Raw genomic sequence first — 13,194 nt, 5'->3', positions numbered from 1 at the left:
CCTTTGATATAAGCAAATTGGTCTTTGGTGATTGCTCGGACCGAGCCGCTAAATCATCGGCTCTAGGTCGATATCGTGTGCCGCTATCGCCGTTTCGGCTGCAGCCAGTAGCCTAGATGGACCCGAGCCGACGCCAGCAAGGCCAACAGCAGGACACCCCAGGCAAGATCCCGAAAGAAATTCGAAATATTCATGAAATTGAAGAGGCTCGAGAGGATCTGAAGCGCGGTTGCAGCAAAGAGCACACAGATCACCTTTCCGTATCCGCCTTCCGGCTTCACTCCGCCAAGCACCGCAATCAGAATGGCAATCAGAACGTATGAACCACCGTAATCCCACTTCACAGACGAATTACGTGCGGCAATGATGATGCCTGCGACGGAGGCGAGCACGCCGCACAGCGTATAGGTGACAAGCAGCATGCGCTTTTCATTGATGCCCCCGTAACGCGCAGCCTTTGCATTGCTGCCGAGCAGCATCAGCTTCACGCCGAATGGCGTATACTTCAGAAGGAATGCCAGCACCGCCGCAATTGCAAGAAACAAGGCAAAGCACATCGGTATTCCAAGAATGGGCATATTGCCGAAGTCATCGAGCGGCTCGATATAGCCCATGCTGACAGCCGAGCCATTTGTCAAGAAAACTGCAATACCGGTGAACAGAAGCTGCGTACCTAATGTTGCAATCAGAGGAGTCAGCCGCGCATAAGCAATAACGATGCCATTCACCAAGCCGCCTATCAAACCGACCGCAAGAGCGAGACCGGCGAAAACCCAAGCAAACAGAAGCGGGCTATCGGCAACAGGAATGATTTGGCGCGTTATCAGAAAGGCAATGATGCCTGCGAGATTCGCCAGAGCAATACCGGACAGATCGATGCCGCCGTTGCCGGAAATCATGGCCAGCATGACACCCAAGGCCAGCAGGCCCAACTCAGGCACCTGCGATGCCATGGACTGCAGGTTATAGCTATCCAAGAAAGTCGCACCGGCCAGCAGACCACCGGCAACCAGAACAACACAGTTTATCAACGCCAAAAAGAGCGTCTGTCGATCCAGCCTAAATGGCGACACGTCTTTCCCTCCCACTTATGAGATGCTTCAGCGCCTCAGACAGGTCAGCCGCCCCCGCGGCAGGCCGGCAATTTGATTATTGCCAGCCATGATTGACATTTGTCAGAATGAATTGTCGCTTGTCAATATGTTTCACACAACGGTCATGAAAACTTTGCGGGTCGCCGTTGATCGGCACCCTCTGCAACGCGCTACGGCATGGGCAAAAATACCGGGAACCCTGCCACGAAAGCGGGCTCGATCGGCATCTGCACCGACATTGCCGCGCACAGGTTGCGACAGATCACCCACTAAATCCGGCACAGCGCGCTGGCGAAGCGGCCCGGCAAGCCTCGGCCTTAACCAATTTTTAACGTTTAAATTGAAGCGCGACCGGTCCCAATGTAGGTAGAACTTGATAAATCGTATTTCTGCCGGATAGCCAATTGAATACTGAAACAATAACTCACATTCTGGCTTTTACCGAAGAATACGCGGGGAAAATTCTTCCTGTCGCGCTGACATTGCTTGCCGCGGAATTTATTTTCCCAAAATCCAAATATACAGTCATGTCCCATATCCGCGGCGCCGTTTTCTGCGCCACCAACATCGTCATAACGAAGGTCAGCCTGACGCTTTTCTACAGGCTGTGGGAAGAAATCGGGGTTAGCCCGCTGTTGCGCATCGACCTCAGATTTCTATCGGAGTTTTCCAATTTCTGGATGCTGCAGGCCCTCGGCGGGGTCGTTGCGTCCTTGATCGTGCTGCAGGCCAGCGAGTTCTTCTATTACTGGTTTCATCGGCTTCAACACAGCAACAGGTTCTTCTGGCGTTTTCACGCCGAGCACCATTCGCTGGAAGAGATGAGCGCCTTCAATAGCAATCATCACTTCAGCGAGGAGATATTCCGGATTCCCTTCCTGATCGTCCCTGTCTCATTGCTGTTCAGCTTCGAACAGGGATATGTCCCGTGGATCTGGGTTTTCCTCGTTCGCTGGCAGGGCTATTTCGAGCACAGTTCAACCCGCCTGCACCTTGGCTGGATGCGTTATCTGTTTCCCGACAACCGCTTTCACCGCATCCATCATTCGGTGGAGCGGCAGCACTTCAACAGGAATTTCGGCAGCGGGTCTGCGATCTGGGACATATTGTTCGGCACGGCGTATTACCCCAAGCCAGACGAGTGGCCTGATGTCGGCCTGCCAAACATCCGCGAGCCGCAGAATTTCAGGGAATTTCTGCTCCGGCCGTTCCGGAGCAGAAAGATACAGCTCCATCCGACGCCGACAGCAGAAGACGTGAGCTTCAATCCTGCCGGCGAATAATCACCATCCAACGTCGTTCGAAAGCATCGCAGCCGGAAAGCGGATGCGAATACGATCAGGGACGTTCCCCAGCGGCCATCCGGCGCTCGATATCATCGATCACAGGCAACAGGTCGGCGACCGTATCGATGATGTAGTGAGCGCCGTGCTTCCTGAGTTCGCCGGATGCCCGCTCGCGAACCGCGGCAAGCGCCTCTGGCGCCATGGCGGAGACCTCGTCCGGCGTCAGGCCCGCTTCGTTGCCGCTCACGGCAACGCCGACCGTCCAGCAGCCAGCCGCAACGCCTTCGTCGATGCCGACGCCGGTGTCATCGACCTTGACCACGGCGCTTGCAGGCCAGACATCGAGATCCAGAAAGCACTTATACATATTCATCGGCGTCGGCCGGCCGTGGGGCAGATCACCGGCGCAGACGAGATTGTCAACCTCATAGCCCTGCTTCTTGGCAAGCGGCAGGACGCGCGCCATGATCGAGCGGGTATAACCTGTCGTCGAACCGATCTTCATTCCGCGCTGGCGCAATGTGCCGACGATTTCGGTGGTGCCGGGCACCAGATCGGCGAATTTGTGCACAACCTCCTCGTTCATCGGAACGAAGACTTCGTAGACGGCGTCAACATCTGCGGCCGCCGGCGCCTTGCCGTGACGTTCGGCCCATAGCTCGCGAATGCGCGGCTGCTTCAGCATCGCGTCGATATGGTCCCATTTCGGGCGGCCCATCGGTTCTCGCGCTTCCGCGATGGTGACCTCGATGCCAAGGCGGCTGAACGCCTCGACGAACACGCCCATCGGAGCAAAGGAGCCGAAATCGATGACGGTTCCCGCCCAGTCGAATACCACGGCTTTGAGTTGGCTCATTGGTCTGTCTCCCATGAACGCGATGTTGAACTGTAGAGATCGTCGATGACCTGTTCGCCGAGCGCGAAACCGGTCGAAGCGCCGGTTCCGCCCGTCACCATGACCAGGCGGATATGATCGGCCGGGCGCTCCACGAGCACCGTCCGCTCCCTGGAAGAGGCATAGGTGCCGATCCAGCGATTGACGACGTGACGCTCCGGAAGGTCGAACACGCGGTCGAATTCATCGAGAATGAGTTGATCGAACCGGTCGCTGGCAAACGGTTGCTGCGCGTTGCCATAGACGTGACTGTCGCCGACAACGAGTGAACCATCGGCCGATTGAACAGCAATCAGGTGGATACCGGCGGCGCGGCTCTCTGCCTCTTCGATCTCAAGCCGCCTTCCAAGCGCTTCCGCTTCCGGCAGGGCCGCAAAGCCTTCATAGCGCGCAAGGCTCATGTCCGACATGACGGCGGCGCCGAACCGGCTCGGCCGGCCGGGCGAAACGCGCAGCATCTGCAGCGTGCAGATCGTCAGCTCATGTTTGCCGATGACATCCGGGAAGAGCGTGGAAAAATCATCGCCGGGGCACACGACAACCGCATCCGCCTCGATTGGCCCGTGGCTTGTCTCGATCCGCGTTCCGTCGATTGAGCGAACGGCGGTATTCCAACGGAAGTCCACCTTGTGCCTGGCTTCGAGCCATGCGGCCAGTTTTGGCAGCGCTTGGGAAGATTCGACGCGCAGTTCATGTGGGCTGTAAAGGGTCGACTGGACGTCCTCAAGGCGCAGGCTCGGCACGATCTCGCCTGCCTCAGCTTTCGTTACGAGGCGGCACCTCTCTCCCATCGGGGTTTCGAGAAAGGCTTCAACCACGGCGGCGGCTTCCGGGCGACGTGCCGGCATGACCAGACCACGATGCACGACGGCGATGCCGGCCTCATCAACGATTTCAGCCCAAATGTCGCGAGCACGCATGGCGCGCTCCCAATGGGCGCCTGCTTTCTGTCCGGAAACGGTCACAAAGCCGAAATTGCGGATGGAGGCGCCCACGGCCCTCGCATTGCGCTCGATGACGACGACCTTCTTGCCCTGCCGCACCGCAGCCAGCGCGGCGCCAAGGCCCACGATGCCGGCGCCGACCACCGCGAGATCATATCCAACCGCCATTATTCTGCCCTTTCTCAGCCAGCCTCAGTTCCGGCTGCAGCTTATGGGGTGAATGATAGCGAAACCATATGACAGAATTATAAATTCTTCAAAACTATATTCATAGCCTATAGTTTGCATCAATTGAACGGCAGGCCGCCGTCCATTTCGAGTGCATGGTCCTTCGCAACCTCGAAGAATGCCTGGATCGCCGCATGGTCACGGCATTCCGGCAGGGTGACGAGATAGTGGCCGATCGCCAGTTCGGGCTCGACGAGCGGAACGACGTCGATATGATCGTCGGGGCGGACTTCGCCTTCGATGGAGATTGCCAAACCGATACCGGCGGCAGCGGCGGCATAGGCAACATCGAGCGTCGCCACCTCGAGAACAGGCTTCAGCCTGACGCCCTCCTTGCTGGCGGCCTCTTCCAGCAACGTGCGCGTGCCGGAGGATTTGTTCCAGAGCACCATATCGCGGCCGTCGAGATCGGCGAGGGTCAATCGGCCCTTCTCCAGCATCGGATCTCCCCTGCGGCCGTAGATCGCGACGCGAGATTCGTGCAGCAGCAGCGACGCGAAGCGGCTGTCCGGCGCCACCTGGGAGATCGTGGCGACATCAAGCTCGCCGCGCAGCACCGCGTCCGCAAGCTCCAACGAGGGTCCGCCGCGTGTCGTCAGGCGCAGAGCCGGATATTGCCGCACGAACGCAGTCAACACAGGCATTACGAGCCGGTGTGCGCTGAAACCGATCGAGATCGTGCCGGTATTCAGCGATGTCGTATCGGCAATGACGCGATCGACCTCCCCGAGGCACTTCAGCGTCACCCTGATCTTCGCGATCAGATCCAACGCCGACGGCGCGACGCTGACGTTGTGACCATCACGGATAAAGACGCGCGTGCGGCACAATTCCTCGAAGGATTGAATCTGCGTGGAGACCGAAGGCTGGCTGATCCCCAGATCCTCGGCCGCGCGCGAAAACTTTCCCGTGCGCGCCAGCGCCTCGACGGCCCTCATCTGCGCAAGCGTAACAGACGGCATTTGCGACGATCCTACCCTGAAATTGCAGCGTTACTCTTCAATAGGTCGCCGACCCCACCGTGGCAACTCGCTTCCATTGAACGTAAAACATGTCAGCGACGCGACATCAGCGCAGCACAGACCTATTCGAGAGACGCGACAATCCCCAAAGCACGATCAGCGTCGCCGCGCCGAGGATCATCGTCAGCGTTGCCGCATCGAAGATGGCACCGCGATCCGAAAGCGCGAAGATATTGACCGGCAGGGTGACCCAACCCGGAGGATAAATCATGACCGTTGCGCCCAGTTCGCCCATCGACAGCGCAAAACTGAGGCTGAAAGCAGCGACCAGATAGGGCATCAACAATGGCAGCGTGATCCGCCGCAATCGATAGAATGGGCGCGCGCCCAGGCTCTCGGCGATCTGCTCGCATTCGACAGGCAGGCGCGCAAGGCCGGCAGAGACATTGCCGTAAGTGAATGCAGAGATGAGCACGAAATGCGCAATCAAGACGATCAACCGCGTTCCGTTCAACAATAGCGGCGGCTGGCTGAAGGCAACCAGCAGGCCAAGGCCGATAGAGACCGATGGAACGGCGCTTGGCACAAAGAAGACGAGATCGAGGACGCGTTTGCGCAAAGGCTTCAATTTGCGCAAGGCCAACGCTGCCCAGGTGCCGCTGACAAGTGCGGCGACGCTGGCTATTGCGCCGGTGAGAATACTCGCCGTCAGACTATCAAAAGACTCGCTGCGAAAGGCATTGGCATAATGAACCAGCGTTAGATTGCGCGGAAGAATGTCGTTCCATTGGCCACTGACGCTCGCCAGCGCGATCACCGCGATCGGCAGGCCGTAAATGATGACGAACAATGGAATGGCGACTGCCCAGACCAGCAGCCGACCGGATTTAGACCAGACCAGCACGTTTGCTCCCGAAATGGGCGATGACAGCCCGATAGAGACTATAAAGACCGAGCGACAGTGCGACATTGACCACGGCGATGACACAGGCCGTCGTATAGTCGAACTCCTGGATCGCCTTGGCGTAGATGAGCACCGGCAGCGTAATGACCCCCTTTGCGCCGATGAACAGGACAATGCCGAACTCATTGACCGTCAGCAGCAGGCAGAGGCTGCCGCCGGCAATGAGAGCGGGCATCGCGGCCGGCAGGATGATCTGCCGCACGATGCGCCACGGCTTTGCGCCAAGGCTGCTGGCAACCTCGATCTGGGCCTGGTCGATTTGTGAAAAGGTAGCAAGGAGTGGCCGCATGACGAACGGCGTATAAACAGTTGTTTCCGCCAGGATCACGCCCCACTGCGAATAAAGGAAATCGATCGGCGGCAAGTCGATGTGCATCAGCCGCATCAGGCTTTCGTTCAAAAGACCGGCCGAGCCGTAGATGAAGGTGAAGGCAAGCGTCACCAGAAAAGTCGGCAGAGCGATAAAGGTATCGATCAATCGCCCGCAGAACTTTGCGCCCGGAAAGGGAACGAAGGCGATGACAAGCGAAAACACGAAGCCGAAGACAAGGCATCCGGCTGTCGAGCCCAGTGCGATGACGACCGTATGCTGAAGCCCTTCATGGAACTCGCGGGAGGACAGCACCTCGGCAAAGGCCGCAAGCGACACGGTGCCGGGGTCGCCAAGCGATTGCCGGATAATGAGACCCAAAGGATAGAAGAACAATACCGCAAGGATGAGAAGCGGCGGAGCTGTCCAGAAGCGGTCCCAGCGGGGCTCGTAGCCGGATGTTGTCGTTGCTGCCACGGCGTCAGCCATTGCGCGCATCCTCCGGCACAAGCGTGACATCACCAGGGTTGAGATGGAGCGTCAGCATGGCGCCAAGGGCCGGGGGTGCGCTCATCGGCGCAGAAGACATTCTAACCTCCTGACCGGCAACCTCCAGCGTGACGTTATGGGTATCGCCCTGCCATTGAACGCTGCGGACGACGCCGGTCAGCCGATTGCTCTCGCCCTGCTGCGCGTCGAGGCGAAAATCATGTGGCCTGGCACACAAAAGGCAATCGCTGCCCGTCGGAAGACGATAATGATTGCGCGCGATCAGAACCTGATCTCCGAATCGGACCTGGGCGTGGCCGTTCTCCAATGGCTGAAGGCTCTTGACCTCGAGAAGGTTGGCGCGACCGAGGAACTCGGCTGCGAAACGGTTCGGTGGATAGCGGAACAAGGATTGGGCATCACCGAAGGCTCTGAGCTTTCCGTCACGCATGATGCCGATGTGATTGGCAAGCGTCAGCGCTTCCGATTGATCGTGAGTGACATACAGCACAGTCAGTGATGGCAATTCGCGATGCAACCTTGCGAGTTCATCGACCATCGACCGACGGATCTGCGCGTCGAGAGCCGAAAGTGGCTCGTCGAGCAGCAGCACCTGCGGACGAATGGCAATGGCGCGGGCAATCGCGACACGCTGCTGCTGGCCACCGGAAAGTTCGCGAGGATAACGCTTCGCATAGGCGGCCATGCCGACCATCGTCAGCGCTTCCGGGACACGGGCGCGTATGATCTCTTCCGGTGTGTGGCGCGCGCGAAGCCCGAAGGCAACATTCTCCTCAACGCGCATATGCGGAAAGAGCGCATAGTTCTGTACGACCATGCCGATATCGCGATCATAGGGCGCGAGATTGGTGACATCGCGGTCGCCGATCATGATGCGGCCGGCCGACGGGCGCACGAATCCTGCCACTGCGCGCAGCGCGGTCGTCTTTCCAGATCCGGACGGACCGATCAGGGCGACGATTTCGCCCGGATTGACCGTCAGGTTCAACGAGTCGAGAACCGTCAGGCCATTATAGGCGACCGAGACATTCTCGAAGGCGATCCGTTTGGCTGATGCGGCCGACGTTTTCGTCGGCCGCCCGCTTTCGGATGGCTTTGTGTTCGCCACCGCCATCAGTTGCTCGCGATCGCCTTGCCGTAGGCATCGACGTCCTGCTTCAGGTCAGCAAGCACCTTGTTCCAGTCCGGCGTCCAGATCTCGATGCCCTCCATGATGGCATGCAGCTTTGCAAAATTTTCGTCCGTCGGATGGACGTCGGTGCGAACCGGAAGACCTTGAGCGACGGCGCTGACATCCTTCTGGGCTGCTTCGCTGAGCAGGAAGTCGATGAGCTTCTTGCCGTTTTCCGAATGCGGAGCACTGGAAACGAGAGCGATATAGTAAGGCAGCGAGAAGGCGGTCTTTTTGCCGTCCGGGCCGGCCGGAAAGAAAATCTTGATGTTCGGATTGTCAGTCTGCTGCGCCAGGTTCATCTGCAGGTCGCCGTTGGCGACATAAAGCTCACCCTTGTTGACGAGCGCGGTGAGCTTGCCCGTCGAGGCGGATGGGCCGAGATTGTTGACCTGCAACTGCTTGAGATAATCAAGACCGGCATCCTTGCCGCCGAAAGCGTGGAATGCCTGCAGCATCAGGGCAGTGCCGTCACCTGCCTGACCGGGCGTGGAATACTGGATCTTCTGCTTGAATTTGGGGTCGAGCAGGTCCTTGTAGGTGGCCGGCGGCGTCTTGAGGACCGAACTGTTGTAGATGAAATTCGGATAGTTGTTGATCATCGCAACGTAGAAACCCTTCGGATCCTTGTCGCGCGCCTCGATCTTGTCTGCAGCTGCGGACTTGTAGGCTTCGAGCAGGCCTTCGCTTGCCGCCTTCTGCACGAAAGGCGGTAGCGTTACGAGAACGTCGGCTTGGGTATTGGACTTTTCCTTCGAGAGCCTGTCGACCACACCGCTCGAACCTGCTTCGACATATTGGACCTTGATGCCGGTTGCCTTGGTGAAGGCATCGAACTCATTGCCGTACCAGCTCGGCGTGCCGTCATGAAGGCCGTCGGCGCTATAGATGGTTACGACATTGTCTGCCGCCATGGCCGGTAGCGCGACCGAGGCCAGAAGGCCGGCAAGCGCAAAAATGGATTTCGTTCTCATGATATTTCCTTTGCTCAATGACTTGACCCCAGCCGGCACGGAGGCGGGCTAACGCAAACGGCGCGAGCAAATTTATAATAAATGACTATTTCAGTTACATTACGATAGTTATTGCCTATAATTTTAATAAGGAAATCTTACTGTTATGGCGGCCTGGAACCACACTTCGAAAAGGACGCGAAGCTCCCAACAAGACATGTTCCGTGGTTCGAATGAGGCGCATTTCGCGCGCCCGGCGCTCACGCCGGTCTACGAGCCGACGGCGCGTCGACAAAAGTCGGCGACGACGCCGACCAATTTTTGCCGGTCGATCGGCGCACCTTCAGCGAGACAGTCGTCCACAGCGCCGTGCATGGCATTGAACAGCATGACAGCGGTAAGCCGGACATCGCTAAAGACAAACGCGCCCTCGGAGCAGCCTTCAGCGAGGAAGGAAGACAGCTGGTCGACAACCGGATTGGCGCGTTTCATGCCCCGCGTTGCCGGCTGAAACTGGTGAAAAACAAGGTCATGCAGCGCGACATCATCCAGATAGGCTTCGACGCAAGCCTGCATCCACACATCCAGGCGCCGTACCCAGCTACCGGACGAGGCAGCGGCAACCGCCGCATCGGTTTTCTGGCAAAAACGCTCGACGAAACGAGCCTGCAGAGCACCGAGCACGTCGTCCTTCGTCTGAAAGTAGAGATAGAACGTGCCTTTTGCCACGTCAGCGGCATTCACGATTTCCGCCACGCTGGTCGCAAAAAAGCCTTTCTCCAGAAACAGTCGCTGCGCGGCATCCATCAATTCTTCGCGGCGGACTTCCGGCGGTTTGGTGCGTGGGCGCTGGCGTTCTGAGACGGTCACGAGCTCTCCTTGTTCACAGGCTGTCGACGGCAAGGCCGGCTGGCGCGAGAATGGTTTGGCGCAACCACTCCACCGCGCGAGGGCTCCTCTCGAAGATTTCTAGCGGCATATCAAGCGGAAGACGAGCAAGACTTTGCCGAGCCGCATCGGTTATCTTGGTAGGAGCGACGATCGCGATCCCGAGAAGCGACTGATGAAGTGCCTCGCGGACAGCCACAATCCGTTGGGCCGCCATCTGAAGCATCGTTGCCTCCCATAGAAACACGGGATTGCAGGCGACGATGAGGAGTAGCGCAAAAGGCTCGCCGTGCGACAGCCAGTTTTCCAGCCGATCGAAGCCTGATCGGATATCCTCGACATTCATCGCCGCTTCCGCGACCAGAATGGCGAGCGGCCAATGCGTTTCATCGCAATCCAGTGGGATCGCAGCGTCCATTCTCATCGCGATTTGCATATTGTGCCCAAGCTCCGCAGCACATGCCCCACGGTCAGCGGCCTCCCTCGCGATGCCGACAGAGACGCAAGCCACAGGGTTGCCTCGTTGACATCGTCGAATGTCCGGGCGGGAACGCCAAACAGCTTTTCCGCATTCATCCGGCTCGTCTCCTCCAACGCAGCCGTCGGGACGACGGTCGCCATGCCGATGACGAGCTGCCTGATCCGTTCGCCGTTGAACTGAAGCCAAGCCTTCGCCTCCCTTGCGCCGCCTTCCGGACGCCTGAGAGCGTCCATATCGGTGAAAACGCGCAGGGTTGCGAAGGCCTCGCCGCGATCCAGCCACGCCGTCCAGTCGGAAAAGAAACCAAGCTGCTCTTCTGGCGACATCGAGCCGTGCATAGCGGAAAGCACAAGCGGCCAATGAGTGAGATCGTGGCGGATCATCAGAAGGTTTCCTCCGATGTGATGAGACGGGAACATGGGGTGCGCGGCGCGATGAGCCTATGGTGCGCCCCCCGCTCGACGATGCGACCATTCCCCGGAATCAGAATGCGGCCTGCGCTACGGATCGTCGATGGTCGATGGCCAACGAGGATGGGCGCGCCGGTCGAAGGTGCACGAGCAGGGTTTCTCTCTATCGCCTGTGCACTGGATTGCGCCAGGAGCGCCGATGCCCATAGCGAGGCGCCGCGCAGAATGACGTCTGCGGTCGGCAAAAAGACAAGGAAGAATGGCCGCGCAGTCCGCTCGGCGGACAGAACGCCCGCCAGGAGCCACATAAGCTGAACGCCCTGAGCGACATGGCTGTCCGTAGTCAACATGGCGACGAAAGCACTTGCCGTCGCAGGTACGCGCGCAGCAGCCTCCACGCCATGAACACGAGCAACCATTTGCTATCTCCAAACCGGATCCCGGCAACCATTTTATGACTGACCGTCGGTCATTTGTAAAGATGCTTACGCACTCTGAGAAAGTCTTCGCTGAAGTCGCCACCTCCAGCGGGCAGGTCTCGGCCTGTGAAGGCTATCGCCGCCGCTATTGACACCTTCATAAATAAATACAATATTCTTATATGCAGAGATGATCAGCCCCGATCATCTGCGAATGAGCCGGAGAGAGAGCCGGCAAGGACGGAGGCGAACTCAAGCGGAGTATCTGCCGCCTCGAGAAATCCATCGTTCGGGAGGAGTGAAATGACTGACGATAATCCGGCGGTGCAAAGCGCCGTGCGCAAGGCGACTATTCGCCTTTTGCCCTTTCTGGGCTTGATGCTGATCCTGAATTTTCTAGATCGCTCCAATGTTGGCTTCGCCAAGACGGCCTATCAGGCTGATACCGGCATTTCGGACGCGGCATATGCCTTCGGCGCCGGCATTCTCTATCTGGGCTATGCGACATTCGAAGTGCCGAGCAACCTCATCATGCAGCGCGTCGGCGCCCGCCTTTGGCTCAGCCGCATCATGATCACCTGGGGGATCGTCTCGGCCTGCATGGTCTTTGCCCATACGGCAACGAGCTACTATATCGTCCGCTTCCTGCTCGGCGTCTGCGAAGCAGGATTCTATCCGGGCGTCCTGCTCTACCTCACCTATTGGTTTCCCGCCAAGCAGCGTGCGCGCGCTACAGGCCTATTCTATCTGGGCGTGCCTCTGTCGCTGGTGATCGGCGCACCGCTCTCCGGCTGGCTGCTCACCCATCATGACGTCCTCGGCCTCACCAACTGGCAATGGATGTTTGCCGTCGAAGGCCTGTCGGCCACGGTTGTCGGCATTTTTGCGCTTTTCTTCCTGACGAGCCGCCCTGGCGAGGCAAAATGGCTGACGAAAGAGGAGAAGAATGCATTGACCGCGGTCATCGAAGCAGAAGAGCGCAGCAAACTCTCCGAGGTGAAGCACTCTGTCTTCAGCGTTCTGAAGGATTGGCGCGTTCTGGCTTTCATCGGCATTTATCTGTTCATCCAGATCGGTGTCGGCCCGATCACCTTCTATCTTCCGGCACGACTGGCGCAGGCCATGGGCGGCGGCATCAATACTTGGGTCGGTGTATTGCTCGGTCTACCCTGGTTCTGCGCTCTGATCGCAACGCGTGTCTTCACCGTCTATGCCGACAAGCACGACAATCATCGTATCGTCTGCATTTCCATGCTGACCATCGGCACCATCGCACTCGCGACTATCGGACTGACCATGAACCCTTGGGTGATGGTCATTGCCGCCTGTATCGCTGTCCCGGGGCTTGCATCCTCGCAACCGGTGTTCTGGAGCCTGCCGACGCGTTATCTGGGCGGCGTCGGTGCCGCAAGCGGCATTGCCTTCATCGTCTCGCTCGGCAATCTCGGCAGCTTCGCCTCGCCGCAGATCAAGGCCTATGTCGATGCCACCACCGGCAATGGCGATGTCGGATTCTACATCCTCGCCGGCTGCTGCTTCCTGTCGGTCGTGCTCCTCATGGCTCTTGGGTCACACCGTAAATGGATCGCCGACGCCGAGCCGACGGTTGGCAGCAGCCGCTCGCACTGAACGGCGACACTCCAAGACAGACGGTTCCCGCCTTGCGTTTATCCTGATGA

At 58.5% G+C, this 13,194-nt stretch carries 14 protein-coding genes; 2 read left to right on the top strand and 12 right to left on the bottom strand.

All coding sequences use genetic code 11. From position 1 onward, the window contains the following. Positions 1–83: 83 nt before the first annotated feature. On the bottom strand, positions 84–1,073 hold the full coding sequence (locus tag ACIQJ2_RS04935) for an ABC transporter permease (RefSeq protein WP_199146836.1): 990 nt from the start codon (positions 1,071–1,073) through the stop codon (positions 84–86). A 425-nt stretch (positions 1,074–1,498) separates the two neighbouring features. On the opposite strand from ACIQJ2_RS04935, the gene ACIQJ2_RS04930 reads away from it, so the two are divergent. Then, entirely contained in the window at positions 1,499–2,377 is an 879-nt protein-coding gene (locus ACIQJ2_RS04930; protein WP_400665240.1) for a sterol desaturase family protein, read from the top strand. Between the two features lie 55 nt (positions 2,378–2,432). On the opposite strand, the gene phnX is transcribed toward ACIQJ2_RS04930, so the two are convergent. The 11 genes from phnX to ACIQJ2_RS04875 all read right to left on the bottom strand — a co-directional run bounded on the left by phnX (position 2,433) and on the right by ACIQJ2_RS04875 (position 11,515). Further along, positions 2,433–3,236, bottom strand: coding sequence for a phosphonoacetaldehyde hydrolase (gene phnX / locus ACIQJ2_RS04925; RefSeq protein ID WP_400665242.1), 804 nt, complete (start codon positions 3,234–3,236; stop codon positions 2,433–2,435). Further along, on the bottom strand, positions 3,233–4,387 hold the full coding sequence (locus ACIQJ2_RS04920; protein ID WP_400665244.1) for a TIGR03364 family FAD-dependent oxidoreductase: 1,155 nt from the start codon (positions 4,385–4,387) through the stop codon (positions 3,233–3,235). The genes phnX and ACIQJ2_RS04920 overlap by 4 nt, the downstream gene beginning before the upstream one ends. A 119-nt stretch (positions 4,388–4,506) precedes the next feature. Continuing rightward, positions 4,507–5,409 carry a LysR family transcriptional regulator gene (locus ACIQJ2_RS04915; protein WP_400665246.1) on the bottom strand — a complete coding sequence of 301 codons (903 nt, stop codon included), beginning with the start codon at positions 5,407–5,409 and terminating at the stop codon, positions 4,507–4,509. Between the two features lie 106 nt (positions 5,410–5,515). Beyond that, positions 5,516–6,313 (bottom strand): ABC transporter permease subunit, encoded by a 798-nt coding sequence (locus tag ACIQJ2_RS04910; protein WP_199146842.1) that lies wholly within the window; start codon positions 6,311–6,313, stop codon positions 5,516–5,518. Next, positions 6,297–7,172, bottom strand: coding sequence for a 2-aminoethylphosphonate ABC transporter permease subunit (locus tag ACIQJ2_RS04905; protein ID WP_400665248.1), 876 nt, complete (start codon positions 7,170–7,172; stop codon positions 6,297–6,299). Before ACIQJ2_RS04905 ends, ACIQJ2_RS04910 begins: the two co-directional genes overlap by 17 nt. After that, positions 7,165–8,307, bottom strand: coding sequence for an ABC transporter ATP-binding protein (locus ACIQJ2_RS04900; RefSeq protein WP_400665250.1), 1,143 nt, complete (start codon positions 8,305–8,307; stop codon positions 7,165–7,167). The genes ACIQJ2_RS04905 and ACIQJ2_RS04900 overlap by 8 nt, the downstream gene beginning before the upstream one ends. Then, entirely contained in the window at positions 8,307–9,338 is a 1,032-nt protein-coding gene (locus ACIQJ2_RS04895; RefSeq protein WP_199146848.1) for a 2-aminoethylphosphonate ABC transporter substrate-binding protein, read from the bottom strand. Before ACIQJ2_RS04895 ends, ACIQJ2_RS04900 begins: the two co-directional genes overlap by 1 nt. Positions 9,339–9,587: 249 nt before the next feature. Continuing rightward, positions 9,588–10,187 (bottom strand): TetR/AcrR family transcriptional regulator, encoded by a 600-nt coding sequence (locus tag ACIQJ2_RS04890; protein WP_400665252.1) that lies wholly within the window; start codon positions 10,185–10,187, stop codon positions 9,588–9,590. Positions 10,188–10,200: 13 nt separating this feature from the next. Then, positions 10,201–10,623, bottom strand: coding sequence for a hypothetical protein (locus ACIQJ2_RS04885; RefSeq protein WP_199146851.1), 423 nt, complete (start codon positions 10,621–10,623; stop codon positions 10,201–10,203). A 2-nt stretch (positions 10,624–10,625) separates the two neighbouring features. Then, positions 10,626–11,069, bottom strand: coding sequence for a hypothetical protein (locus ACIQJ2_RS04880; RefSeq protein ID WP_400665254.1), 444 nt, complete (start codon positions 11,067–11,069; stop codon positions 10,626–10,628). After that, positions 11,069–11,515, bottom strand: coding sequence for a hypothetical protein (locus ACIQJ2_RS04875; RefSeq protein ID WP_199146853.1), 447 nt, complete (start codon positions 11,513–11,515; stop codon positions 11,069–11,071). The genes ACIQJ2_RS04880 and ACIQJ2_RS04875 overlap by 1 nt, the downstream gene beginning before the upstream one ends. A gap of 303 nt (positions 11,516–11,818) precedes the next feature. Between ACIQJ2_RS04875 and ACIQJ2_RS04870 the strand changes: the two genes are divergently transcribed. Next, complete coding sequence (locus ACIQJ2_RS04870) at positions 11,819–13,144, top strand: MFS transporter (protein ID WP_400665256.1); 1,326 nt, start codon at positions 11,819–11,821, stop codon at positions 13,142–13,144. Positions 13,145–13,194: the final 50 nt, after the last annotated feature.

It is taken from the genome of Rhizobium sp. NPDC092011 (assembly GCF_044756305.1).
GTDB lineage: Bacteria > Pseudomonadota > Alphaproteobacteria > Rhizobiales > Rhizobiaceae > Rhizobium.
Note: the sequence above shows the minus strand (reverse complement) of the source record. Positions and strands in the feature narration are given on the sequence as shown.